Origin of the sequence: Robbsia andropogonis (assembly GCF_000970345.1) — a bacterium.
Taxonomy (GTDB): Bacteria; Pseudomonadota; Gammaproteobacteria; order Burkholderiales; family Burkholderiaceae; genus Robbsia; species Robbsia andropogonis.
The window spans coordinates 51420-76530 of record NZ_LAQU01000015.1 but is presented as its reverse complement, the minus strand read 5'-3'; the positions used below and the strand labels follow the sequence as shown (position 1 = coordinate 76530).

Annotated in this window: 20 protein-coding genes; 11 read left to right on the top strand and 9 right to left on the bottom strand. The window is 58.3% G+C overall.

Going from position 1 to position 25111, the window contains the following annotated elements; translation table 11 throughout:
* Positions 1–32: 32 nt before the first annotated feature.
* The 4 genes from WM40_RS14985 (at position 33) to WM40_RS14970 (ending at position 4817) form a co-directional block, all read left to right on the top strand.
* Positions 33–1502 (top strand): efflux transporter outer membrane subunit, encoded by a 1470-nt coding sequence (locus WM40_RS14985; protein ID WP_036009619.1) that lies wholly within the window; start codon positions 33–35, stop codon positions 1500–1502.
* A gap of 347 nt (positions 1503–1849) precedes the next feature.
* Complete coding sequence (locus WM40_RS14980) at positions 1850–3706, top strand: EAL domain-containing protein (protein WP_082102782.1); 1857 nt, start codon at positions 1850–1852, stop codon at positions 3704–3706.
* 91 nt (positions 3707–3797) lie between these two features.
* Positions 3798–4283 (top strand): CesT family type III secretion system chaperone, encoded by a 486-nt coding sequence (locus tag WM40_RS14975; RefSeq protein WP_046153249.1) that lies wholly within the window; start codon positions 3798–3800, stop codon positions 4281–4283.
* 12 nt (positions 4284–4295) lie between these two features.
* On the top strand, positions 4296–4817 hold the full coding sequence (locus tag WM40_RS14970) for a hypothetical protein (protein ID WP_024903314.1): 522 nt from the start codon (positions 4296–4298) through the stop codon (positions 4815–4817).
* A gap of 54 nt (positions 4818–4871) precedes the next feature.
* On the opposite strand, the gene WM40_RS14965 is transcribed toward WM40_RS14970, so the two are convergent.
* The gene (locus WM40_RS14965) at positions 4872–5564 is read right to left on the bottom strand and encodes a hypothetical protein (RefSeq protein ID WP_046153271.1); all 693 of its coding nucleotides are present in this window, start codon (positions 5562–5564) and stop codon (positions 4872–4874) included.
* Positions 5565–5752: 188 nt separating this feature from the next.
* Positions 5753–8884, bottom strand: coding sequence for a CheR family methyltransferase (locus tag WM40_RS14960; protein ID WP_046153248.1), 3132 nt, complete (start codon positions 8882–8884; stop codon positions 5753–5755).
* A 755-nt stretch (positions 8885–9639) separates the two neighbouring features.
* Here WM40_RS14960 and WM40_RS14955 point away from each other — a divergent pair.
* Entirely contained in the window at positions 9640–10755 is a 1116-nt protein-coding gene (locus WM40_RS14955; RefSeq protein ID WP_024903317.1) for a porin, read from the top strand.
* Positions 10756–11009: 254 nt separating this feature from the next.
* The gene (locus tag WM40_RS14950; RefSeq protein WP_036009577.1) at positions 11010–12080 is read left to right on the top strand and encodes an aromatic ring-hydroxylating dioxygenase subunit alpha; all 1071 of its coding nucleotides are present in this window, start codon (positions 11010–11012) and stop codon (positions 12078–12080) included.
* 106 nt (positions 12081–12186) lie between these two features.
* On the opposite strand, the gene WM40_RS31490 is transcribed toward WM40_RS14950, so the two are convergent.
* The 4 genes from WM40_RS31490 to WM40_RS14935 all read right to left on the bottom strand — a co-directional run bounded on the left by WM40_RS31490 (position 12187) and on the right by WM40_RS14935 (position 15028).
* Positions 12187–12582, bottom strand: a complete 396-nt coding sequence (locus WM40_RS31490) for an FAD-dependent monooxygenase (protein ID WP_236693533.1) — start codon at positions 12580–12582, stop codon at positions 12187–12189.
* A gap of 8 nt (positions 12583–12590) precedes the next feature.
* Positions 12591–13439: an FAD-dependent monooxygenase gene (locus WM40_RS31485; protein ID WP_236693532.1), complete on the bottom strand. Its 849-nt coding sequence runs from the start codon at positions 13437–13439 to the stop codon at positions 12591–12593.
* Positions 13440–13502: 63 nt separating this feature from the next.
* The gene (gene uraH, locus WM40_RS14940) at positions 13503–13913 is read right to left on the bottom strand and encodes a hydroxyisourate hydrolase (protein ID WP_046153270.1); all 411 of its coding nucleotides are present in this window, start codon (positions 13911–13913) and stop codon (positions 13503–13505) included.
* 131 nt (positions 13914–14044) lie between these two features.
* Positions 14045–15028 (bottom strand): LysR substrate-binding domain-containing protein, encoded by a 984-nt coding sequence (locus tag WM40_RS14935; protein WP_024903321.1) that lies wholly within the window; start codon positions 15026–15028, stop codon positions 14045–14047.
* Between the two features lie 124 nt (positions 15029–15152).
* Here WM40_RS14935 and WM40_RS14930 point away from each other — a divergent pair, with 124 nt between their 5' ends.
* The 4 genes from WM40_RS14930 to WM40_RS14915 all read left to right on the top strand — a co-directional run bounded on the left by WM40_RS14930 (position 15153) and on the right by WM40_RS14915 (position 20169).
* Positions 15153–16814: an ABC transporter ATP-binding protein gene (locus WM40_RS14930; protein ID WP_082102780.1), complete on the top strand. Its 1662-nt coding sequence runs from the start codon at positions 15153–15155 to the stop codon at positions 16812–16814.
* Between the two features lie 47 nt (positions 16815–16861).
* Entirely contained in the window at positions 16862–17968 is a 1107-nt protein-coding gene (locus tag WM40_RS14925) for an ABC transporter permease (protein ID WP_024903322.1), read from the top strand.
* A complete protein-coding gene (locus WM40_RS14920) occupies positions 17965–18891 on the top strand; it encodes an ABC transporter permease (RefSeq protein ID WP_046153247.1) in 927 nt (308 codons plus the stop codon). The genes WM40_RS14925 and WM40_RS14920 overlap by 4 nt, the downstream gene beginning before the upstream one ends.
* A gap of 81 nt (positions 18892–18972) precedes the next feature.
* The gene (locus WM40_RS14915; RefSeq protein WP_081764901.1) at positions 18973–20169 is read left to right on the top strand and encodes a BMP family ABC transporter substrate-binding protein; all 1197 of its coding nucleotides are present in this window, start codon (positions 18973–18975) and stop codon (positions 20167–20169) included.
* A gap of 107 nt (positions 20170–20276) precedes the next feature.
* Here WM40_RS14915 and guaD read toward each other — a convergent pair whose 3' ends face one another.
* Positions 20277–21635, bottom strand: a complete 1359-nt coding sequence (guaD, locus tag WM40_RS14910; RefSeq protein WP_024903325.1) for a guanine deaminase — start codon at positions 21633–21635, stop codon at positions 20277–20279.
* Positions 21636–21684: 49 nt separating this feature from the next.
* The gene (locus WM40_RS14905) at positions 21685–23667 is read right to left on the bottom strand and encodes a hydantoinase/carbamoylase family amidase (RefSeq protein WP_046153246.1); all 1983 of its coding nucleotides are present in this window, start codon (positions 23665–23667) and stop codon (positions 21685–21687) included.
* A gap of 295 nt (positions 23668–23962) precedes the next feature.
* Here WM40_RS14905 and WM40_RS14900 point away from each other — a divergent pair, with 295 nt between their 5' ends.
* Complete coding sequence (locus WM40_RS14900; RefSeq protein ID WP_024903327.1) at positions 23963–24610, top strand: glutathione S-transferase family protein; 648 nt, start codon at positions 23963–23965, stop codon at positions 24608–24610.
* 28 nt (positions 24611–24638) lie between these two features.
* Here the strand turns inward: WM40_RS14900 and WM40_RS14895 are convergent, their stop codons facing one another.
* Entirely contained in the window at positions 24639–25007 is a 369-nt protein-coding gene (locus tag WM40_RS14895) for a hypothetical protein (protein ID WP_046153245.1), read from the bottom strand.
* Between the last annotated feature and the right edge of the window lie 104 nt (positions 25008–25111).

Below are 25111 nucleotides of genomic sequence, written 5' to 3'. Positions count from 1 at the left end.
CAGCGCTCACCCTCGCCGGAATCACCACAGCGATGATCATGGCGGGCTGCAGCATGGATCCGACTTATCATCGGCCTGCTGCTCCCATGTCGACACAATATGATCCGTCCGGCGGTGTGGCCACCGTTCGTGGCACGGCGGGGCAGCCCGCACCTACCGCGCGTCTCGCGGCCGACGAGGCGAGTACGAACAACGACCAGACCACTGCCCCCGTTCTCGCTGACTGGCAAGCGTTCATGCTCGATCCGTACTTGCGCCAGTTGATCACGTTGACACTGCAGAACAACCGCGATCTGCGGGTGGCCGCCTTGCAAGTCGCCGAATACGAAGCGCAGTACCGCATTGCGCGTGCGGACCTGGGGCCGTCCATCAGCGTCACGGGGACGAACACCCGATCACACTCGTCAGGCGTGACAAGTGGCTCGAGTGACGTCAGCTTGGGGATGTCTTCGTGGGAGATCGACTTCTTCGGACGGTTGCGTAGTTTGAAGCGCCAGGCGTTGGAAAATTACCTGTCGACAGATGCAGCGCGCCGCAGCACACAGCTCAGTCTGGTCTCGACTACCGCCACGGACTATCTGACCTGGCTGTCGGACCGCGCGTTGTTGAACGTCGCACGCAAGACGATGATCTCCAACCAGGAGACGTATGAAACAACGCTAAAGGCGGCGCAGCTCGGCAACGAAGCCATGGAAGACGTGCAAGAAGCGCGCACGTCATTGAGCAGCGCTAAATCGAGCGTGGCCTCGTATGAGCGCGCGGTGGCGCAGGATCGTAATAACTTGATCGCCGCGATCGGCGCACCGCTCCCGGAGGGGTTTCCCGACGACCGGGCATTGGACGATGGTTTGCTGTTCGCCAACATACCGGCCGGACTCCCCTCCGAGTTGCTGATAAGACGGCCGGATATCATGGAAGCCGAGCATGCGCTGAAGGCTGCGAATGCCTACGTCGGTTCCGCACGCGCCGCATTTTTCCCAAAGATTTCGCTGACCGCCAATGCTGGCACGAGCAGTTCGCAGTTGTCGCAGCTATTCAAGGCCGGTACGGGAGCGTGGACTTTCGAACCATCGATCTCCGTCCCCATATTCAGTTTCGGTGAATTAAAGGCGTCGCTCGATGTGGCCAAGGTCGAAAAGGAGATCGAGGTCGCGGATTATGAGAAAGCGATTCAGACAGCATTCAAGGAAGTGTCGAATGCGCTGGCCGGGCGTGCGACATACGACGAGCAACTCGCGGCGGATGAGGAGTATGTCGATGCGGCGCAAAAGTATTACGACACGGCACTTGGCCGCTATAAAGCCGGACTGGATAGTTTCCTCACCCTGCTGACGGCGCAAAGAACGCTCTATACCGCGCAAACGCAGTTGATCTCCGACAGGCTTAGTCAGCAATCGAATCTGATAACGCTTTATACCGCGTTGGGTGGCGGGTGGAGTGCTGATGCTCACGCCGAATCATCGCCGGTGCAGATGACTGTTGATGAAAAAAAAGCACCGTGAGTATGATGGCGGATCGCAAAGCGGCCATCACAACAGCGTATTGACCCCGTCCGCAGGTTGAAGCGGCGGATGCGGCACCGGCTGTCTGCCGTACCCTTGATTATTACATTTCACTTAAATTATATTTCATAAAACTAACATAACAGTTCTGTCTAGCCTTGAAATGATGCTGCTACAGGAATAAGTTGTTCCATACGGTATGATGGCGGTCGATCGATGATCTCCGCCTGCGTTGGCACGCCCGCAACACGCCGGCCCTCGTGGAGAGATGCGTTATTTATTCCTACACAGGGTCGGCTTGCTGCCACATAAGGGCATGTCGATGCCTCTATTTCGTACGGCAAATCATGCTGAGAGCTTTTTCGAGCAGCGTCGTTCGTCCTGATATCAGGCAGCGTTTTCACGTTGACTCCCTGTCGCAGCAACGCCAGTTCTGTACAACAATGATGTCATACGCGGTGCTGGCCTTTGTCTTCGCCACCCTCGTTAGACAGATGACGCAAGACACGGCAGGCTACGTTGCCTATCGCCTGGTCTGCGCCATCGTCATGGGAGCGCTCGTTTTTCTGCTTTCACGCGCGCACAGACCCGCTCAGTTCGGCGTTATTGGAACCGCCTTCATGCTGGTGCTCGAATGCGGCATGTGGCTGAATGCCATCAACGCACATGATCCGCTATGCTGGATACTGCCGAGCGCGGTGATGATTCCAGTCGTTGCGGCGCCGCTCTGGCTCACCCCCTTGCATTTCATCGTCGGCACAGCAAGTTTCTACGGCATCGGTTTCGCCCTGGTCAACACGCTGGATCTCCGTCACGATGCTGCAATATTTTGCTTTTTCTGGGGCATAGTCGGTGTCTCGGCCTGCGTACTTTTTGAGGCTGGCTTTTATCGCTTCCGTTTGCATCATTTCCAACTGAAGCGACGTCTCGATGATCTGGTAAAAGCGCAGCAAGCGGCGTCGGTTGACGCTATGCCGTCATCCACGCCTTGCTCTTGGGCAGGCATCGAACTCAAATCACATTTTCAACCCTTATTCAGTTTATCGCATCAGAAGGCCGTTGGTTTCGAAGTGCTGCTGCGTGGGTACGGTGCCGATGGCACGCCGATATCGCCGCCTCATATTTTCGGCGCTGATCCGAAAGCCGATCTTACCGCCCTTGATCGCCTGACGCAGCGGCTGCATCTGAGTAACGCACACGATGCGCTGCCCGATGGCGCGTGGCTCTTTTTAAATGTTCTGCCTCAGACTTTCATCTTGCCCGGTCATCCGGAATTCCTGGAAAACCTTGTCATCCATGCCGGACTGGCGACGGCGAACATCGTGATTGAAGTCCTCGAATCGCAGGATGGCGACATCATCGCGCTTTCGGAAGCGGCAGCGCGCTATCGCGAGAGAGGTTTCCAGATCGCGATCGACGATTTTGGCGCCGGTCATTCCAACCTCGACCGCCTGCTTCGTATTCAGCCGGACATCGTCAAGCTGGATGGTGGGTTGATTCGTGCACGGTGTCGCTCCACAAAACAGCCGCTGCTGCCATACCTCGTGTCCTTGCTACATAACGTCGGCATGTTGGTCGTGGTGGAGGGCGTCGAGACAACGGCGGATCTGATCCTCGCGGTAGAATCAAACGTCGATCTCGTCCAAGGCTACCTGCTCGGGCAGCCTGACACGGCCGCGAACATCACCGTATCGGATAGTGCCGAGCGCGTCGAGCAAGCATTCCAGCAGGTCGGGGATATGCATGGCGCGCAACGCAGGACGTATGAAACGCAGCTGCAACCCTATTTGTCGGCCATGCGTCGCTCCGTAGAGCAATTGCGGGCAGATGGACATCCCTTTCCGGGGTTCCACGCGCTGCCAATGCTCGAACTGCCATTATGCTATGGCTGCTACCTGCTGGACGCTTCGGGGCGGCCGGTGTTGGACCCGGCCTTCCCTGGCAATCGTCCACCACCGGCCCCGCGGTTTCCACCGATGGCAAGTAATTGGGATGCCCGCTGGGATAACAAGCCGTTTTTCGTCGCGGCGCTTGCCACGATCGGACACCCAGTTTTCAGTCAACCGTATCATTCCTTGACCAGTGGTCGCGCATGCGTGGCGCTGGCGTGCGCTATCCCGCATCAAGACCAATTGCTGGTCCTCGTGACCAAGCTCGACTGGACATCCCCATCACTCGCCTGGCCGGTCGCCACGCCGCTGTAAGCACGGCCTGGCGACCGGCGTGTGTGTATATGGAACTCGCCTCTTTTTAGCGTTACACAACCGCCATCACAGTGCATCGAGCAGGGTGGTCATGTTGATGAACGCAGACGCCACTGGCGATTTACGACGCTGGTCCTTGAATATTGAGACAGCACTCGGAATTACGCTAAGCGCTACCGAGAACGGTGCATTTGCCCTGCGGACCAAAGGGCACGCCATGCTAAGCGTGGAAGTCGCGCCGCATCATCACGCCCTGATCCTGACCGGGCAGATCGGTACGGCGGATGACAGCATAAGTCACCGCAGCCTGAAGGCGTTGCTGGCGCTGAATATGTCACCGGGCCTATCCGGCACGAGCTGCATAGGAATGGCGCCCGAGAACAACGCCTTGCTGATGCCTTTGATATGGATACCTCCGGAAACCGCTTGGAACGAAGTCGCCTTTACCGCTGTGCTTACCGCCTTCGCGGAGCATGTGGACGCCTTGTCGATGTCGCTGATCAACGGAGAAATAAATAGCATTCTAGACGTTTCGCGAAATTTGCCACCTGAGGCCCACTCGCCTCAGTTCGCTTGACACGAGACACCCATGCCAATCAACGGAACGTCGTCTGTCCAGTGGACTGTCGATACGACCGCAGCACTCACGCCATCGACAAGCGCGGCGGTCATGACAGGCTTGTCGAGCACCATCGAGGCAGTTGGTATCGACAGTACCACCCTTCGCAGCTTCATCGATACCGCGGGCATGCTGAAAAACGGCGGTCTCGCCCTGACGAATGCTTACGGTTCCGTGTCCTCTTTCAAGCAATGGATGCAAGGGGGACCGCCCCTGTCAGGCAACGCGCTTGCCACAATGGCGCATGGACTGAATGCCATGGCGGTGCTCGACCAGGTGGCTGGCAACACCGCCGGACTCGCGAACTATACCGATATGGCAGGCGGATTGGTCAATGCGTCGAAGATGATCGCGGGCCTGCAAAAAGGCGATATGGCGCAAGTGCTTTTCTCCGGCGCAAAGCTGTGCGCGACGCTCGCACAAACCGGCAGTCCAATCGCGGCGGTCACCATTTCGATAGCTGAACAAGCCTATAATCTTTATGGTAGATAAAAAGTAGACATCCCGTGATGAGAGGCACGATGCGAATATATCACTCGCGATGGATTATCCTACCTTGACAGCTAATGGATGCGCAAAATACTGAATATGCGCAGGCCAAGCCCCGTGATGCGCCGAGAACGCGAGCCGGGCACTGATACGCTCCGCATTCGTATCACCGGCTTGCGCCATCAACACGCCATCTGCGTCGATCTGCCCCACTGTGCGTGCGGCATCGGCGCGCACGACACCGATATGTCCAGGACGATGCGGATCAGGGGAAGGGTAAGACGCCACAACCAGATATCCCGCATTCGCCAGCGCTTGGGCATTCACAGCCGAGGCCACCGGCAGCCAACCCGCTTGCCGCCCCTGGCCGCTCCCAAACCAAGCCGTTTGCGCGGAAGCCAGTAGAACCTGGGAGTGCGCAGGTGGCCGCAGCATGTAGATGCCTAGCCGTTGGCCGATGGCGGCGACGTACGCGCTGCAATGTGTGCCTTTCGGATAACGCTGCGCGTAGCGCGCTTCGCTTTCCTCCGAACGGTCTGGCAACCCGGTATCCCACGCAATATGTTCGCCTTTGCGCCAGCGATGCGTGACATCGGAGGTGTCGATGACCGATAGAACATCCGCCGCACGCGCACTGACCGGACCGCAACACGGCCCTGTTCGCGAAATGGGCGACACCGGGACGGTGGAACCCATGGAGGCGTCGTTCATGCCTTCCGGCGTGAGCGTCGGCGCGGTGGCCGATGCCATCCGCGTCATATCCTGATCAAGGGGCGTTGCACCGCATGCGCAAACGAACAAGCCCGGGATCGCACATGACAGGCATTTCTTGAAAAAAGATGAGACGCGACGTATTGAGTACGAGGTCATGGTCCGAATAACGATGATGACGCTACGACGTTGATTGCCCTGTTTTGCCCGGACGCTGCGCTTTTGACTTAAGATCCCGACGACGAATCATCATCCAAGGACAGAGGAATTTCAATATGACAGGTGATGCCGTCTTGGCCGAATGTCAGTTGTGTATTCGCGCGAAGCGTGTATTTCAATGCTTTTTCGATCAACTCGCGACCAAATCCAACCTTCTTGTCATCAGGCACTTTTTGCAATCCGGTCTCGACCCAGTCAATCACCAGTAGCGGTTGAACCGCATCCTGGGATACGATATGCCACGAAAGCGCAAGACGCGCATTTTCATCGCCAAGTGCGCCATACTTCACGGCATTGGTCGCCAGTTCGTGCAACACCAGTGCGATCGTCTGAATATTTCTGAATCCAAGCGGTACCATCGGGCCGCTCAACGTAATCCGACCGCTATCCCCCACCCCGAGTGCATCGAATTCAAGACGGATGATCTCGCTGATATCCACCAGGTTGCCCTCGACCTTGCCGATCATTCCCTGAAGCCGGCCGAGCGCCGCCAGGCGGCTGGTGAAGGTCTCCAGCGTTCGGTCAGAGGCTAACGTCTGTTGCGCGATGGACTGAATCACCGCAAGCAAGTTGCGCGTGCGATTTTGCAGTTCCGCGATCAGCACATCTTGCCGTTGTTCTGCATGAACCATCCCGGTGATGTCGACGAACGAGATGACCACGCCGTCGGACTTTCGCTCACCATCTCGATAAGGTGCAAGTCGCACCAGAAAATGCCCTGCGCCATCGTGACTGCTTGCCTGACGTTCCAATGGCTCATCACTGGTGAAAACAGTGTCGATATCCGACTGCAGATCCGGCAAGTTCAGACGACTTACCAATTCAGTAATGGGACGGCCTCGATCCACGGCACGGATATGGAATATCCCCGCCATCGCTGGCGTAAATGAGCGAATGACGAGATGCCGGTCCAGGAATACGGTGGCAACGGACGTGCTTTCGAAGAGATTCTGCAAATCGCTGTTCGACCGGTCCAAGGCGTCGATCTTGCCATTTAATTCGAGATTAACCGTGTGCAATTCTTCATTTAGGGAAACGAGCTCCTCTTTCGAGGCCTCGAGTTCTTCGTTCGACGACTGCAACTCTTCATTGACGGAGACCAATTCCTCATTGGAAGACTTCAACTCTTCCAATGCCGTCTCATACTCCTCCATCATCGATTGCAGGCGTTCGCGCGTATCACGTAATTCCTTCTCGTACTGCACCGCGGTTCCGTCGTGCATGGCTTGCGCACGCATGACGGCCTCTTCGCGCGTCAGTACTGGGCCCTGGTCCTCGAACACGACCAGATACAAGCGATCTTCCTGGAAGGGTTCGTCGAATGGTTGAACACTCAGGTTCGTGACTTGAACCAGACCGTCCTCGCCCTCGACCACCACGCCCTCCCGCGTCACTGCTTGCCCCGACTCCACCGCTTCTCGAAAAACCGCTCGTAATTCGATACCCAGTCCTCTTCGCGCCATTGCGAACAACTGCCGGGTAGGTACGCCAGGTGCCGCTTCGAGGTACTTTCCAGTGCGGCTCGAATAATAAACCACGTCAGCATCACGGGTAACAAGCACGTGAGGCGGCGTGAAGCGATCCAGCATATGGCTGTCGACAGCCAGACGAAGAGACGCACCACCCAGCGGTGGTCGACTGGGCGTAAGTGATGCTAATTGCCCAACCTTCAATGTTGTAACCGCCGACGGCAAACGAACGTGCGGCGAAACAGTAGCACGTCGCTTGAAAATCCGATGCTTCTTTTCCACCGCCACAAACAAATCGTCGAACTGACTGACGTTTTCGGATGTCCCCAAAAACAAATAACCGTCGGGGCGTAGTGCGTAATGAAACGTTGGGATGACCTGGTTCTGGACCTCTGTCCCGAAATAAATCAACAAATTACGGCACGACACGAGGTCGATCCGGGAAAACGGTGGGTCGCGCAGAACACTATGCGGAGAAAAAACGCAGAGGTCACGTACCTCCTTTGCCACCACCAATGTACTGCCGTCCTGAACGAAGAAGCGGCGACGGCGTTGTTCGGAAACACCCTCCAACAACGGGAGTGGATAGCGCGCGGACCGCGCGATAGCTAGCGCCTGATCATCAATGTCGGTTGCAAAAATTTGTACCCGGGGAGCGTGGTCGAGATTTTCCATCTTCTCCCGAAGCAGCATGGCGATCGAATACACCTCCTCACCGGTCGCACAACCGGGCACCCAGACCCGCACCGTATCCTGTGAGCCACGCCCCTCGAGCAATTTCGGAATGACCGAGTCGGCCAAGGCGGCGAATGCCGTGTCATCCCGGAAAAACGCTGTTACGTTGATCAGGAGATCGCGGAACAGTGATGCCACCTCTTTTGCATCATCGTTCAGTCTCGCGACGTACGCTTCAGTCGTCTGGATTTCAAGTACTTGCATGCGACGCTGTACGCGTCGTAGAAAGGTCTTCACCTTGTAGCCGCTGAAATCATGCCCGACCTGATTGCGCAAAACCGCATAAATTGCGAATCGCGCGTCGTTGTATGCGGTGGCCTCGGTATCGGCACTCAGCTTCTCGCCAAGTTCGAACGTACCTGCGGCCAGTCGCGCAAGTTTTCCGCCGATTTCATCGGCAGGCAATGCGAAATCGACTACACCACTTGACAGCACGCTGGATGACCTCGCTGCAGGCTGCGGTCCGTTCCCGTCGATGATCGCCGCGAACGTCAGCCCACCGCTCTCCTTGATCGCACGGCATCCGAGCGTGCCGTCTGATCCTTCTCCTGAAAGCAGCACGCCAGCCGAACGTTCCCCCACATCGGCGGCCAGGGAGGCGAAAAACACATCGATGGGATGACGCTCGCGCGGCCCCTCGATCTGCTGCACAGTTTGCAAGGTTCTGCCGGACAGACTCACTACCGCGGCATGCCCCGTCACATAGACGTTGTTTATTTCTACCGGCATACCATCGGTGATCGGATGGACCGCCATGTTTGTAAAGCGCGCCATGGTTTCGGCAAGTGAGCCGTGGTGAGCAAACGCCTCGGACATAACAATTATTACCGCGAGGCTCGGCTCCGGCGGCATGTCGCCGAAAAATGCCTCTAGCGCCTCAACCGCCCCAGTCGAAGCGCCCACGCCAACAATCAGAAAATCCTCGCGGGTCGTCATCGTTGTGCTCTCATCCTTGACATAACCTGGTTGCCGCGCCGACGGAACAGGTCTGTCCGGTCAGATAATGGCCGACGGTGCGATTGAAGTTGCAACTGATTCTCTCACATGTTGTGGTGACACAACGTAATTCAAACCAGAATGTCGTTCGATTTTTCCGAAGGTCACACGCCACGGGGTAATAGGCGCGATGCAGTTGTCCGATTGCCATTTGGCGGCCACCACGTATCAAATACGCACATGGCCGCAATAACAAGCGGGCGACAGGGCAATGCATCAAGCCTAGACAAGCACACGGTCGCAGGCGTCGAAAGCCCCTCGTAGAAATCATCCAATGCTTCGCTAAATACCGCGCTGCATGTATCTCCGTATGGCGCGCTTTCCTGTGCCTAATAAAGAGCGCGTCATTGTGAAGCAAAATTGCGTGCCATCCTGCGCTCCAAACGCCGGCCACGCGGTGCGACCGCACTATCCCGCTTCACGTAGTCACGTAGTCACGCGTTCGATCTCGCGTTCGACGACAGCACCGGTCTTTCTCGACGAAACCTCGATGGCACCTGATCGGGCAGAACAGAAATGCCCGGTTTCGCGGCAATGCGGTATATCGAAATTCATATAAGACCAATAACAAGACCTATTTTTTTCTTAAAAATGGTCCGCAAAGATAGTGGCGCCCGACCCGATTCACACAACACCAAAAGCTATCGGTCGCCAAGACATCGTCTGGCCTCTTTTTAGCCCATCCAGGAGAACTCATGAATATTGCCGCCTGCGCGCGTCATCTTGCAGAGAAAGCACGTTACGCCAATGTCGCGCTTGCTGCATTGGCTATTGTTGCGGTCGGGGTCGCCGCGCCGGCGTCGGCGCAATCGAATGTCACGCTCTATGGACAAGTCGACGAATGGGTCGGCGCGACGAAGTTCCCGTCGAACCAAACGTCGTGGAACGTCGGGGGCGGCGGCATGTCCACGTCGTTCTGGGGCATGCAGGGCGCCGAAGATCTCGGCGGTGGGTATAAAGCCGTGTTCACGTTGGAAAGTTTTTTCCGTGCACAGAACGGCCAATACGGTCGATTTTCCGGCGATACGTTTTTCGCGCGTAATGCCTATGTCGGTATTGACTCGCCCTACGGCAAAGTCACAGCCGGCCGCCTGACCACGCAACTGTTCGTATCGACCATTCTTTTTAATCCTTTCGCGGATTCCTATACGTTCTCCCCGATGGTGGCCCATGTGTATCTCGGCCTGTCGACATTCCCGACCTACACGACAGACCAGGGCGCCGTAGGGGATTCTGGCTGGAATAACGCGGTACAGTATCAATCCCCCAATTACAACGGTCTGACCGGCGCCGCAATGTACGCATTCGGCAACACCGCGGGGGAAAGCGGTAAAAAGAAATGGAGCGCGCAATTGCTCTATTTCCATGGTCCTTTCGCCGCCACGGCCGTCTATCAATATGTGAATTTCAACACCACCCCAGGCGACATCGGCAGCATCGTGAGCGGCAACGTAACCGTGCTAGGGCTGCGAAGCCAGGGAATCGCGCAGGTGGGCATGACCTATGACCTCAAGTACGTGAAGTTTTATGGCCAGTACATGTACACGGCGAACGCGCAAGATAGTGGCAGTTGGCACGTCAACACCTTGCAAGGCGGTATAACGGCTCCTATCGGGCTAGGCAGCGCGATGGCTTCCTATGCCTATTCTCGAGATACCGGCGGATTGAACCAGACACATTCGACCTGGTCTGTTGGATACGACTACCGCCTGTCGAAATCGACTGACGTCTATGTGGCGTATATGTATGACCACTACGACAATATGTCGACCGGAATGACGTATGGCGCAGGTATCAAAACCAAATTCTGACGTCCCGCAGCATAGGCTGGCATCGCCTCCGGCGCCCGTCACCGCTTCCCCGGCAGACCACTGCACGGCCAGGTCCGGCACGGGGGTTGCCGGCAGCGGATACCAAACAACGTCACTGCTGCTGCCCGCATTGCTTTTTACAACACGTCATCGTTCATTTTGAGATTTATTTAAACGCACCAAGTACGTATAGTCAGGGTAGATCCCACGTGACCGGAAACAGATCCCCTTCAGTACGAATGTCCAGGACAAACATGAACGTCGATCTCGCGCACCTCACTCCGCCAATTCGTAGCACCTTCGTTCCAGACGACTGGTCCATCCTGGCGCAGCACTGGTATCCCGTTGCAATTGCCAGCGATATCGGCGACGCGCCGGTGTCCGCGATGTTGTTGGATGAACCACTGGTGCTCTACCGCACGAATGGCAGCATCATCGTCGCACGCGATGTGTGCCCGCATCGCGGCGTTCCACTCAGCATGGGCAAGCGTGATGGCGAGACAATCACCTGCGCGTACCATGGCTTAAAGTTTGGCGCGAAAGGCCGTTGCGTACATATCCCGGCCAATCCTTCCGCGGTGATCGCGGCGAAGCTGCAATTGATCACCTACCCTGCCGTAGAGCGCTACGGTCTGATCTGGACTTGTCTGGCAAAACGCGGCAGCACCGAAGTTGCCGAAAACGATACGGCCGGCGCACCTGACATTCCCGTTATGCCACATTGGGACGAGGCGGGCTTTCAGCAAATCAATTGCCCTGTGTTTGACATCGCCGGCTTTGCCGGACGTCAAATGGAAGGCTTCTTGGATGTTGCGCATTTCGGCTGGATTCACACCGGCACCTTCGGCGATCCAGAAAACACCGAAGTACCGGCCTACTCACCTGTAGTCACCGATAAGGGCTTTATCGTGGACTATCGCAGCAATGTCGGCAACTATCCGGTGGGCGCGGACAAGCCCATTCCAGAGGGCTATGAATGGCTGCGTCATTTCGAAGTTCATCTCCCTTTCACCGCGACCTTGACGGTGCATTTTCCCGGTGAAGGCCGACTGGTCATCATGAACGCGGCGTCTCCGGTATCGGCGCGCAAAACCCGTCTCTTCGCGCCGATCGCTCGCAACTTCGATCTGGATCTTCCAGTGTCGGCGGTACATGAATTCAACCGACGTGTCTTCGAAGAGGACCGTTGGATCGTAGAGGCGCAACGTCCCGAGTGGTTGCCGCTCGATCCGTCATTTGAAGCGCATATCCCAGCGGACCGTAGCTCCATCGCTTATCGCAAGGGCCTGCGAGGCATGGGCCTGAGTACGTTCTTCACCGCCTGATAGAGAGGGCGCGCCCTTCAAACGACGCCGGCTAACATTTTTCGCGATGTCGGCGTTAGCGATTCGCCCATGAATATAAGATGAAGCGCGACCCGCACCTCGCGACTCATCTTATCGGGCCGCCATCGATCGTCTTGTGTAGACCGGCAATGACATCAGCGCCCGTTTCCGCGCGTAACGCGTCATACCACGCCTGCGTCTGCACAGGATCGTCCCCATGGATCACGGCGGCCCGCTTGCGCGCGCGCTCCACGATGTCGTGCACGCGCGGCAAGCGCTGTTGTTCGTAGTGCCGTAACGCAGCGACAATGTCACCGACATGTTCGCCGTCCAAGGCCCGCGCAAGCACCCAGGCGTCCTCCAGCGCCTGACAGCCGCCTTGCCCCAGGTCGGGCGCCATTGCGTGCGCCGCATCCCCGATCATGACGACGCGACGATCGGCCAACCGAGGCACCGGGTCCGTATCGTGTATGGCAACGTTCGCGATTACCGCCGGGTCCATGCGCTCGATCAGATACCGTACCGGTGGCGCCCAGCCGTCGAAATGGTCACATAACACGCGGCGATGGCGCTCCGGGTCAACTTGCTTTGGAAACGCGGCCTCGCCCGCCAACGACGCGGTGCCGTCTGGCGCGATCTGCCGACGTTCCATCTCGATACCCAGGACGGACGGGTCAGAAAGCGGAACATCGAAGAAAAATAAAACGCATCGCCGCCCATCGGCATCAGAGAGACGCGTCGATGATCGCCGACGAACTGCGTCCATTCATCGGCAACCCCGAGTTCCGGCGCGATGCGGATGCGGCCATTCCAATTGACATAGCCGCGATACCGTCTCGAAATCACTTGCCCGGCTACCTGATCGCGTAATCGCGAGCGACTGCCATCGGAGACAACGAAGAGATCCGCACGATGTGTCGACCCGTTCGTCAAATGAACGGTAACGCCCGCTCCGTCCTGCTCATATCGCTCGCACGTAGCGCCCAATTGCACGTGATGCGCACCCACGGCATCGAGCAACAACTGTTGCAACGCCATCCGCGCGATGGGCTTGGCACGCTCTTGCACTTTATCGTAAAGCGGCTGCAACGAGAATCGCGCCATCAGGCCGCCATCGCGATCATGATAGGACATCCGGTCCATCTTTCCCGCCGCGGCATCGAGAGGCGCCCCCACGCCCAAGGCGCGAAGCACCTTGACACCGTTTGGCCAAACCGAGATGGCGGCGCCTACGGGCCGCAATGCGCGCGTGCGCTCGAAAAGCCGCACACGGTGGCCCGCCTGCTGCAAGGCCAATGCAACACCAAGGCCGCCGATTCCAGCGCCCGCAACAATGATGTCCAGCGTGTTCTTCGCCATCCGCTCTCTTCGTTCATTGGTCTTTCAAATACCGTGTTGAAAAGCACGGGCCAGGTATGCGGTTCAGCTACCGCGATACGTGCTGTAGCTCCAGGGCGAAACAAGCAGCGGCACATGATAGTGCGCGGTCGGATCGGCAATCCCGAAGCGCAGGATGACAATATCGACGAAGCGAGGTTCGGACAGGTCACGCGTGGCTTCCACCGTCCGGAAATAATCACCGGCGGCAAAACGCAATTCATACGTGGCGGCGGTCAGCGCCGCGCCTTCCAGCAAGGGCGCGGCACAGCGGCCATCCGCATTGGTCAGAAAGGTGCCAATCATTTCATCTCCGCCTTGGGCGGTAATACGCGTGAGGCGGATTACCATGCCGGCTGCGGGACGCCCCGCGGCCGTATCAAGGACATGCGTTGTAAGCCTGCCGTTCACATCTTGCTCCTTTCGTGATGCCACGCATGATGGGCAATGTCCCATTGCATGACAACGCATGCCCTGCCCTATCGTACGATTTGCGGGGATCATACGACGGTTTCCGCCGACAACTATATCGTAGCGCTGAAGGAGGTTATTACGCGCGCGCGGGTTGCCATCGTATTTTTGAGACCTCAATGTTGCGCGGTGCCTGGCGTGATTGTCGGGCCACTTCCCTCTGCGACGCCGTAAGCCTTGCGCAAGGCTTGCACGACGTCACCGATCAACCCGCGCAACCACCGCACCTCATTGGAATGATGCACGCGTTCATGCCACAACTGATAGTAATGCATTGGCGGGAACGCGAGCGGTGCCGGCATCACGACCAGCGGCAACTGCTTGGCGTAGTAATCGGCGAACAAGCGGGTGGTGGTGAAGATCAGATCCGATTGAACCAAGGCGTAGGGGACGAGATTGAAATATGGGAGCGTGACCACGACATTTCGCTTCAGTCGTTCCTGGCCAAGAAACGTATCGATCGCGCCGCGCTTGCCTACCGTGTACGGGGTGGGTACGACATGCGGGGCCTTCAGATATTGCTCCATCGTCATCACGCCGCCGCGTGCGTACGGGTGAGAGGCACTCAACAGACAGACGATTTCATCGGTCAAGAGATTAGACAAATGCATCTGCTCGGGCGGTTCGGTCCAGTTGCCGATAATCACGTCCAGTTGCCCTGTCTCCAATGCTTGTTGATGATCATAGGCAGGCCCGAGCGAGTGCATTTCAAGGATGGCATGCGGAGCCGCTCGACGAAACTGCTCGACAATCATCGGCATGAACAGCGTATTCAAGTAATCAGGACACGCCACACGGAAACAGCGCGTCGATGTTGCAGGATCAAACACCGGCTGGTGATGGCAGATGCGGTCGATTTCCGCAAGCGCATTGCGCACCGGCTCGACCAACCACAGGCCGTGATCGGTGGGCACCATGCCCGCTTTGCCGCGCACCAGCAACGGATCACCGGTGATATCGCGCAATCGACGCAATGCGGCGCTGACCGCGGGTTGCGATTGGTTCAACTTGATGGCGGTACGGGTCACGCTGCGTTCGTTCAGCAGCGTGTGAAGGACCCGCAACAAATACGTATCGATTGCCTCTCGTTGCTGGCTCATGGTGTGTCTCGCTACAGGGCGGGCCGCGTACGGCGTGTCTTTTGGCGGTATGGTGAGCGCACGACCCGCGCATCCACCATATCGACATTGAAATGATAGTCCGGAGACATATACGGTATTGAGTATGAACAAAATTAGCGCGTCAAATGTCCATCCCGTTGGTACCGTACATGCGGCAAAGGATGGCAAGCCGTCGACGGCAGGGGCCGGGGCCGATCCCGGCGGCACATCGCCGCGCCTCGCATTGCGCGGCATCTCGAAACGTTATCCACTGGTGCGCGCCAACGATGGCGTCGACCTGACGGTCCAGCCAGGCGAGATTCATGCGGTAGTCGGGGAGAACGGCGCCGGTAAAAGTACGTTGATGAAAATTGTGTATGGTGCCGTTCAGCCGGATAGCGGCGGCTTATTCTGGGACGGCGAACCGGTAACGATCGGCTCACCCGCCGCGGCACGGCGTCTCGGCATCGGCATGGTGTTTCAGCACTTCGCACTGTTCGAGACACTGACCGTCGCCCAAAACATCGCCCTTGCGCTGGAAGCGCCATTTGACCTGCCCTCGCTGTCCAGACGCATTGCCAGGGTCTCGCAGGATTACGGTCTCGATATCGCTCCCCAGCGCCATATTCATGCACTTACCGTGGGTGAGCGACAGCGCGTGGAGATCGTCCGCTGCCTGCTGCAGTCGCCGCGCCTGTTGATCATGGACGAACCCACATCCGTGCTCGCGCCACAGGCGGTGGAAAAGCTGTTTTCAGTATTGCGCCGGCTCGCCGCCGAAGGCTGCAGCATCCTCTATATCAGCCATAAGCTCGACGAAGTCCGCACACTCTGCCACCGTGCGACAGTCATGCGCGGCGGGAAGGTGACCGGTGTCGTGTATCCCGCCGAGCACGGCGTTGAAAGCCTTGCATCACTGATGGTGGGCCGCGATATCCCTGCCTATCGCCGCGCGGGCGCACACGAACGCCTACTTGATAAAACGGACAATACCGTCACACGGCCGGTCGCCCTGCGGGTTCGTCATCTCAATGTGACCAATCCAGACCCATTCGGCGCACATCTGCAAGATGTCACATTATCCTTGCACGCAGGCGAGATTCTCGGTATTGCGGGCATTTCGGGAAATGGTCAGGCGGAACTGCTCGCCGCATTGTCCGGTGAAAAGGCCCTTGATCGCAATGCCGCGATCGATACGATTCAACTATGCGGCAAGCCGATAAGCCGGGCAGGCGTGAAGACGCGGCGAGCGCAAGGTCTGGCATATGTTCCAGAAGAACGACTGGGCCGTGGCGCCGTGCCCGCGATGTCGTTGACCGAAAACGCGGCACTTACCGACTCAGCCGACCGCAGCCCGCGCATGCTCGGAGCACGGTGGTTCGGCCGTTTTCGCCGCAGCGTTGCACGCGCTTGCGCCGCGCGCTGGATCGATGAATTCGATGTGCGATGCGGTGGCCCCAATGCACTGGCACAGAGTCTGTCCGGCGGTAACTTGCAGAAATTCATCGTCGGACGTGAGCTGACCCGAACGCCGCGGGTATTATTGGTCGCCCAGCCCACGTGGGGCGTGGATATCGGCGCGGCAACGCTGATACGCCAACGTCTGCTGGACATGGCCGCCCAGGGTACCGCGATATTGCTTGTATCTGAAGAGCTTTCCGAACTGTTCGCACTGTCGGATCGCATCGCCGTCATCGCGGCCGGCCGCCTGACCGAATCGTACGAGACGGCAGCGACCAGCCCCGAGGAAATTGGACAGTGGATGACCGCAGGAGGTTCGCGTTGAAGAATTGGCTCCCACGTCTGGAACCTCGCCCCATCCCGGCACGAACCATGCGATACGGGGCACCCTTGGTCGCGGCGGCCCTGACCCTGCTGGCGGGCTATCTTCTTTTCCGCACCGCAGGCGCCGACGCCGGCGCGGCAATGCATGCGTTTTTTATAGAGCCCTTATCGAATCGCAATGGCTGGTCCGAGTTGTTGTTGAAAGCCTCTCCGCTATGCCTGATCGGTCTCGGACTTGCTTTCTGCTATCGCGCGAATGTCTGGAACATTGGCGCCGAAGGGCAGTTGCTGATGGGGGGCATCGCGGCCAGCGGTGTTGCCATCTACGGTGGCGATACACCACGCATGATGCTACTGCCCGCGATGATGACTGCGGGCGTGCTCGCTGGTATGTTCTGGGCCGCCATTCCCGCATGGTTGCGTACGCGCTTCAATACCAGCGAGATACTGGTCAGCTTGATGTTGACGTACGTGGCACCGCAATTGATGGTGTATCTGGTCAGTGGGCCATGGCGAGACCCGCAAGGCATGAATTTCCCGCTATCCGAGATGTTCGACGTCAACGCGCTCTACCCGACATTTTCCGGTGATTGGCACCTCGTCTTCTGGCAAGGCACGCGACTGAATGCATCAGTGCTGGTTACCTTGATTGCAATCCCCGTGGCATGGGCAACCCTGAAATTCTCCGCCGTCGGTTACCGGCTCCGTGTCGGCGGCATGGCGCCAGCCGCCGCTCGCTACGCCGGATTCTCGGCAACGCGAGCGACCTGGACCGCCTTGCTTGTCAGTGGCGGCTTGGCGGGGCTTGCGGGGATGGGCGAGATAGCCGGTCCCATCGGACAACTGCAGGCAACGTGGTCGCCAGGCTATGGATTTACGGCAATTATCGTCGTCTTTCTAGGACGTCTTCATCCATTCGGTATTGTCCTCGGCAGCATGTTGATGGCGCTGCTCTACCTCGGCGGCGAGTCCATCCAGTTATCGATGCAGCTACCACAAGCATTGAGTGGCGTTTTCCAGGGGCTATTGCTGTTCTGCCTGCTTGCTTGCGACGTCCTGGTTCATTACCGGGTACGGTGGCGGCATGCACAGGCCATCCGGCAAGCCATGCCAGGCACACCTACGTCTCCCGCCATCGGAAAGGAACTATCATGAACGGCCACGAAACGTCCGCCTTGCTGTCGAGCACGGTTGTCGCCGCGGTCCCGTTGATGCTCGCCGGACTGGGGGAACTGGTCGTCGAGAAGTCAGGCGTGATCAATCTCGGCGTCGAAGGCATGATGCTTGTGGGCGCGGTTACGGGATATGCCGTGGCCGCCACCAGCGGCAATCCCTGGTTGGGAATGGGTTGCGCCGTGCTGGCAGGCATGGTCATGGCGCTCTTGTTCGCCATCGTCGCGATTGGACTGCGCGCCAATCAGATTGCGACCGGCCTGGCGCTGACGATTTTCGGGACGGGTCTTTCCGCCTATATCGGCAAGCCCTATACCTCGGCGACCCTGCCACATACGATCGAGGGACTGCCCATACCCGGCCTTTCGCATATTCCGGTGGTCGTCCCCGCCTTTTTCTCGTTGTCGCCGGTGGGGTATCTGGCGTTCCTGGCGTTCCCGTGCGTTGGATGGTTTCTCTATCGCACGAAGGCCGGACTGACCTTGCGTGCCGTTGGCGAAGCGCCCGACGTGGCACATGCAATGGGATTTCCGGTTCAGGGCATTCGCTATGCCAGCGCGCTCTTCGGAGGGGTCATGGCGGGCCTCGCCGGGGGCTACTACGCGGTGGTCTATCTTCATGTCTGGCAGGAACAACTGACTGCCGGTCGCGGCTGGATTGCCCTTGCACTGGTGGTATTTGCAACATGGCGTCCCGGCCGACTCCTGATAGGCGCACTGATCTTCGGTGCCGTTACCGCCGGCCAGTTTTTCGCGCAAGGCAGCGGGCTAGCCATCCCGACGCAATTCCTGGCAATGCTGCCCTACGTCGTGACCATCGTCGTCCTCGTATTGATATCGCGCAATGAAACAATGATTCGCCTCAACGCACCGGCATCACTCGGCAAGTCTTCACCCACCAACTGAACCGCAAATATTTCGAGATTTCGCGTCGCGCTCGTTTTCACTGCGGCGACCACTCATTCCACGCAAAACCAGGAGTTTACAATGCATCGCACCCGCGCTTACCGCGACATCACTTCCATCGAGGCAACCGATGCGGCCGACGTCGCTGGCGTGTCATCGGCATCGTCGTCCCGGCGACGCGCCGCATTGCACGCCATTGCGGTCACCTGTACCGGCGCATTACTCGGCGGCGCGAGTACCGTATGGGGCTCTGTCGCCAGCGCCGCGGAGAACAAACCGCTGGAAGTCGCGTTTGTGTACCTGGGTAATCCGGGCGACGCGGGCTGGACCTTTGCACACGATGCCGGCTCAAAGGCCGCACAAGCCGCCTTCGGCGATAAGGTAAAGATCACGCGTGTCGAGAATATTCCAGAATCGGCGGATGCCGAGCGCGTGTTCCGAGACCTCGCGGCCCGCGGCAACAAGCTGGTCATCGCCAGCAGCTTTGGATACCAGGACTTCGCGCTGAAAGTGGCCCGCTCGTTCCCAGACACGATATTCGTCAATGCCACTGGCTACAAACGTGCTAAGAATTTCGGCACCTATGATGTCCGCATGTATCAGGGCGCCTATCTCGCCGGTGTCATTGCCGGCGAGACAACCAAGTCAAATACCCTTGGATTCGTCGCCTCGATACCCGTTCCTGAAGTCGTTCGCAATATCAATGCTTACACGCTGGGCGCACGCTCGGTAAATCCGAAGGTCCATACGAAAGTCATCTGGATCAATAGCTGGTTCGACCCAGGCAAGGAAAAACAAGCCGCCGAGACGTTGATCGCACAAGGCGCGGATGTCCTGATACAGAACACGGATTCATCCGCCACGCTGCAAACAGCGGCAGAGAAACACGTGCATGCATTCGGCTGGGATTCGAATATGGAAAAGTACGGACCTTCCGCGCATCTCGGATCGGTCGTAGGAAATTGGGGCGTCTATTACACCGCGCTGATTCAGCAAGTGCTGGATGGTAAATGGCAATCGGATCCGGTCTGGTGGGGCATGGCGCAACATGCCGTCTCGCTTGAGGATGTCAACACGAAAGCCCTCTCATCCACGGTACTGAGTGCAGTGAACAGCAAGCGGCAAGCCATGGAATCCAGCAGTTGGGACGTGTTCACCGGACCAATCAAGGATCAGCAGGGTAATGTCAAGATTGCAGCGGGACAGAAACTCGACGATCCCGCGCTACAGAGAATGAACTGGTATGTCGAAGGCGTGGACGGCAGTCTGCCGAAGTAACATATCGGTCGCGGTCAGTTGCGACAACATCGCGTGCCGCGACCGGATTTTTGCAACAGGCATGCAAAGGTAGGCGTCATACCCCGCTTGGAACAACGTGATGCGAATCAAGCGCGGCGATGCACGCAGCGGCCATAAGAAAACGTGGCTGCAATCGCGCGATCGTCCCCCAGCATCGCGATAGCGAAAAGTACCTCGTCAGTGGAGGTGCAGCGATCGGTGCGACGAGACAGCAAAGGCGTCGCGTGACGATCGACGACGATGAAGTCCGCGTCGTTTCCAACACCGAGGCTACCCACGGTGCCCTCCAGTCGCAAGGCGCGCGCGGCACCCAATGTCACCATATAGAACATTGTCGTGGCGTCGAGGTAATAGCCACCCATTCGCGCGACTTTGTACGCTTCGTTCATCGTTGCCAGCATCGAGAAACTGGTGCCACCGCCAACGTCTGTCGCCAGCGTGGTCACCATCTTCGATGCCCGTGCTTTCTCGAAATCGAACAGACCACTTCCCAGGAACAGATTCGATGTAGGGCAGACAGCCGCCGCTGCGCCTGTGCTGGCCATCCGCCTGCGATCCTCATCGTCGAGGTAGATGCAGTGACCGTACATCGCACGTTCCCGCAACAGACCAGCGTGGTCGTAGACATCCAGATAACTGCGTGATGCGGGGAATAACGCGCGCACCCACGCTACCTCGTCCTGGTTCTCCGCCACGTGCGATTGGACGTAGGTATCGCTATATTGCTGGGCAAGCGCACCAGCCAACCCCAGTTGCTCAGGCGTTGACGTCGGGGCGAAACGCGGCGTGATGGCATACGCCAGCCGTTGTTTGCCATGCCACCGCTGGATCAATGCCTCCGTTTCCCGCGCCCCACGCTCCGCAGTATCGGCAATCCAGGGGGGGCAATGTCGGTCCATCATGACCTTTCCAGCAATCATTCGCAGGTCGCGCTTGGCACAGGTTTGAAACAAAGCGTCGACCGACGTGGGGTGAACACTGCAATAGACCATCGCCGTCGTCGTCCCGTTACGCAACAGTTCGTCGACGAAAACATCAGCGATGGCCTTGGCATGGCTCTGGTCCTCAAAAGCCCTCTCGGTTGGAAACGTATAGTGTTCGAGCCAGGGCAACAGGCCGGGAGCAGGCGAGCCTATCATCTCGATTTGTGGGAAATGGAGATGCGTGTCGATGAAGCCCGGCATGATGATTCGGCCACGCCAGTCATGCATGACGGGCTTGTCGGCCCGTCCTTCCACTGGTATCGCCGCGCGCGCAAGCACGTCGGCGGTGTCGCCGACATCCACGATACGACCGCCGCAAACATGCAACGCGCCATCCTCATGCCACTGTAAAGCGCCGGCATCGATGGCAGGATCATTCGTGAAATACAACAACGACGCACGGTAGATCGCGGCCAGCGGTGCGCCGTCGTGCGGTGCGGAAAGGGTTTCGTTCTCTGTCATCTTTATCCATGGCGCATCGTCGCGCGGCTTTCGGGTGACGGCACCTTGTTCAAAGACTCCCGCCCTCGGCGACGTCCGCGCGCCGACACGCCGCTTGCACGAGATCCAATGTTGCCCATTCGTCCTTGGCAAGGTCATGCACAACCCATTCGAAGGCCTGCCCTGCCCGTTCCAAATCGTCGGCTGTCACCGTCTCCAGCGGATTATGGCTGATCCCGCCATTGCCACAACGGATGAACAACATGCCGACATCGGTGATTCGACTCATTTCCACCGCGTCGTGGCCGGCGCCGGATGGTAAGCGTCGTGAAGGAAGACCCAACTCGCGGAGCGCCGATGCGAAGCGTTGCTGCAATGCCGGCGCGCAGGGGACCGTATCGGATGCAAGCACGAGGTCGATCCCGACTTCCACACCGCGGCGCGCGCAAATGGCGGCGATGTGCGCCATCACATCATCAACCGCCGCGTCACGCGTCGCATCGTCGCCAGCGCGGATATCGATCGACATCAGACAACGGCCCGGTACGACATTCACCGAGCCGTTTGGCACTTCCAGTCGACCGACCGTACCAACCAATGTAGCGATGCCGCTGCAACGCGACTCGACGTACAACGTGATTTCAGCCGCGGCCGCGGCCGCATCGCGCCGCATCGTCATCGGCATGGCACCGGCATGTCCAGCGATACCATCCAAGCGTACGATATACCGCTTGCTGCCGGAGATAGCGGTTACCACGCCTAATGGCACCTCTTCGGTAAACAGCACAGGACCTTGCTCGATATGCATTTCAAGATATGCCAGCAAAGACTCCGGTGCCAATGCCTTACGGCGCACTGCAGCCAGCCATGCCGCATCGATCGTCGGTGTGGCGGCGGGGGTCTCGACGTCCTGCCCCTCGCGGTGGATGCCATCACCCCATCCTGCTTCCGCAAGCAAGCGATCAAGACGTACGCCCGACTCATCAGCGCGCGCCAGCAGCGCATCGGGAAGATTACCGGTCAACACACTGCTACCAAGAAACGACGTTCGAAATCTGACACCTTCTTCCTCGGCAAATGCGACCACATCCAGATGAAACGGCAGGCGCACTTTCCTGCCCTGAAATCCGGCGATCATCGCGATCGGTAGCAGGATGCCTACCCGCCCATCGTATTTTCCGCCGTTGCGTACCGTATCGTAATGCGATCCGGTCAACAGCGTACGGGCGTTGGGTACATCTGATACATAGCGTCCGATGACATTCCCGAACGCATCGATATGGGTGCGCAAACCGGCTTCACGCATCCATTGCGCGATATCCCGTGCACTTGCCCGATGGGCGGGCGTCAAATAGGTACAGGTCAACGCGTCCGCATCTTCGCTATGCATCGCCAACTGGTCGCACCAACGCAATACCGCCAGGCCCCGCATGGGTAAAATACCAAGGCGTTTATGCAACCTCAGCTCGGCGATCCGGTTGATTTGCCGCAGTGCCTCCGCCTGCTCGTCATGGGCGTTATGTCGCAGACGGCGCCGCAGCGCCGCGAGAATGTTTTCTGGAGTCATACCGGCCCCATCGGAACCGCGAACCGCCAAAACGAAGGGAAACCCGAAACGCGCGCGATATGCACGGTTGTCGTGTTGCAATGCCTCACGCAGTGCATCCGGCAGCGCGTTGCGCAACCCAGCAACTTGCTGTTCATAGGCAGATGCAGCCGTGAGGGTCGGATTGCCACGCACAGGCAACCCGTCTCCGTTCCGTGGACGGTCAACCACCTCTGATGGGCGGACCGCATCATCGCTGACGGAGCCAGCCAACACACCTAATTCGGGATGTGCGCAAATCAGCGCGCGCTGTTCGTCGTCATTGGCCTCTGCCACACAGCGCCAGAGAGCATGCAGCAACGCGTTCGCACTGACGAAGGGGCGCTGCGCGGCAATCCGAGACGTGACCCACTCGGTGTGCTCGTAGAGTCCGTCGAGCAATGCCACGAAGGTAGACGGGTCGGCGGTGTTCAATGCCGCAAGGCTGAGGTCGTTGTCCATCTGCATTGTCTCTCGTCTGCCCTGTAGAGAAGGGATCGCGCCGTTCCATGCCTTGGCCTAAGCAGCGCTTGCAAGCGAAACTCGGAAAAAGCGCCACGCGAGCGCGCCGATATTCTTGGATCATAGCGTGTCGGAACAAAGGGAATATAACGCAGCGACAATGAAGGGCTTATGCAGCAACACATGAACGCTTTGCGTTACAACCGTGGTTGGCGATTTCATGCTCCTTGCCCGGCAACGGATCGACGGCTGTATTCCAGCCGTTTATGATGACGTCAATGACACGTATCGGAATATAAAGATGTCTTATACCCTATATTATTCCCCGGGCGCCGCCAGCTTCTCCGTTCATTGGATGCTCCTGGAATTGGGTCTGCCCTTTAAAGCCGTTCGCATCGATATCAATAACGGTGCACAGCATGACCCGAAATATCGACTCCTGAACCCGGAGGGGAGAGTGCCGACGCTGATCGTCGATGACGCTCCCCGTGGTGAGTCAGCCGCACTCCTCATGCTGCTGGCCGAGCGACATCCGGAAGCGGCACTGGCTCCGGCGCCAGGCGCCACTGATCGCGCCGCGTGGTTCGAGATGATGATTTATCTCGCAAATACGCTATTGCCAGCCATGCGTGACTGGTTTTACGCCGCCACTGATGGCGATCCGGCTGGCGCGGAGGCGGTCAAAGCGCTCGCACGGCGCCGCATTGAAGCGGCATGGGAAAAATTGAATCAACATTTATCGGACGACCGTGCATTCCTGCTCGGGGAAGCGCTGACCACGGTCGATTTTCTGGCAACGATGCTGATGCGATGGTCACGGCACATGCCGCGGCCGGCGACGGAATGGCCTTGCCTGATGCGCTATATCACTGCGATGCGCGCCCGTCCGTCGTTCCTCGAACTCAACACGCGCGAAGGGCTGTCGGAGTGGCAAAACGCCGCCCAATGAGCCATGCTGGCGCTACGGCGGCAATCGATCAGTGGTCGTCGGCGAAAGGCTGCTGACCCGCGGCAACGCGATTGATGCAATCGCCAAGATGATCGAAAAACCGCAATGCGTCTTCCGTCAGCATGACACGCTTCCGCCGATTGTCATCGGCGTCCACCATCGCGAGCCACCCGCTCGAGCGCATGGCGCGGAGTCGGTCGAAAATGCGGCTTGGCGACCCTAGATGTGGATTATGTAACAGTTCCTTGACGCACAAAGGCTGCCCGGCCGCTTGGAATCGACCGATGGTATTCAGAATTTCCTCTTCCACGGCGTCGAGCTTCGGCAACCCGAAATCAGCGGTAGACAGGTTCGACGCTTGCAGAAACTGGACATAAAGCGGCGCGGCGTGATTCATTATCAGACACTCGAAGAACGAAATATCATTCCCGAACGACGGATCAGATGCTGCTACCCGTCAACCGGTGTGTCGCCGGCAGGCCCGCTCGCCTACTTCGGCGT

Bases quoted from the DNA above. Each gene is read 5' to 3' on its own strand.
- uraH (WP_046153270.1), bottom strand. From the start codon at position 13,913: ATGGGACATTGCCCATCATGCGTGGCATCACGAAAGGAGCAAGATGTG.
- WM40_RS14920 (WP_046153247.1), top strand. From the start codon at position 17,965: ATGAACGGCCACGAAACGTCCGCCTTGCTGTCGAGCACGGTTGTCGCC.
- WM40_RS14985 (WP_036009619.1), top strand. From the start codon at position 33: ATGATCATGGCGGGCTGCAGCATGGATCCGACTTATCATCGGCCTGCT.
- WM40_RS14955 (WP_024903317.1), top strand. From the start codon at position 9,640: ATGAATATTGCCGCCTGCGCGCGTCATCTTGCAGAGAAAGCACGTTAC.
- WM40_RS14965 (WP_046153271.1), bottom strand. From the start codon at position 5,564: ATGGCATCGGCCACCGCGCCGACGCTCACGCCGGAAGGCATGAACGAC.
- WM40_RS14970 (WP_024903314.1), top strand. From the start codon at position 4,296: ATGCCAATCAACGGAACGTCGTCTGTCCAGTGGACTGTCGATACGACC.
- WM40_RS14930 (WP_082102780.1), top strand. From the start codon at position 15,153: ATGAACAAAATTAGCGCGTCAAATGTCCATCCCGTTGGTACCGTACAT.
- WM40_RS14925 (WP_024903322.1), top strand. From the start codon at position 16,862: ATGCGATACGGGGCACCCTTGGTCGCGGCGGCCCTGACCCTGCTGGCG.
- guaD (WP_024903325.1), bottom strand. From the start codon at position 21,635: ATGACAGAGAACGAAACCCTTTCCGCACCGCACGACGGCGCACCGCTG.
- WM40_RS14935 (WP_024903321.1), bottom strand. From the start codon at position 15,028: ATGAGCCAGCAACGAGAGGCAATCGATACGTATTTGTTGCGGGTCCTT.
- WM40_RS14900 (WP_024903327.1), top strand. From the start codon at position 23,963: ATGTCTTATACCCTATATTATTCCCCGGGCGCCGCCAGCTTCTCCGTT.
- WM40_RS14915 (WP_081764901.1), top strand. From the start codon at position 18,973: ATGCATCGCACCCGCGCTTACCGCGACATCACTTCCATCGAGGCAACC.
- WM40_RS14960 (WP_046153248.1), bottom strand. From the start codon at position 8,884: ATGACGACCCGCGAGGATTTTCTGATTGTTGGCGTGGGCGCTTCGACT.
- WM40_RS14905 (WP_046153246.1), bottom strand. From the start codon at position 23,667: ATGCAGATGGACAACGACCTCAGCCTTGCGGCATTGAACACCGCCGAC.
- WM40_RS31485 (WP_236693532.1), bottom strand. From the start codon at position 13,439: ATGGCGAAGAACACGCTGGACATCATTGTTGCGGGCGCTGGAATCGGC.
- WM40_RS14895 (WP_046153245.1), bottom strand. From the start codon at position 25,007: ATGAATCACGCCGCGCCGCTTTATGTCCAGTTTCTGCAAGCGTCGAAC.
- WM40_RS14950 (WP_036009577.1), top strand. From the start codon at position 11,010: ATGAACGTCGATCTCGCGCACCTCACTCCGCCAATTCGTAGCACCTTC.
- WM40_RS31490 (WP_236693533.1), bottom strand. From the start codon at position 12,582: ATGGACCCGGCGGTAATCGCGAACGTTGCCATACACGATACGGACCCG.
- WM40_RS14975 (WP_046153249.1), top strand. From the start codon at position 3,798: ATGTTGATGAACGCAGACGCCACTGGCGATTTACGACGCTGGTCCTTG.
- WM40_RS14980 (WP_082102782.1), top strand. From the start codon at position 1,850: ATGCTGAGAGCTTTTTCGAGCAGCGTCGTTCGTCCTGATATCAGGCAG.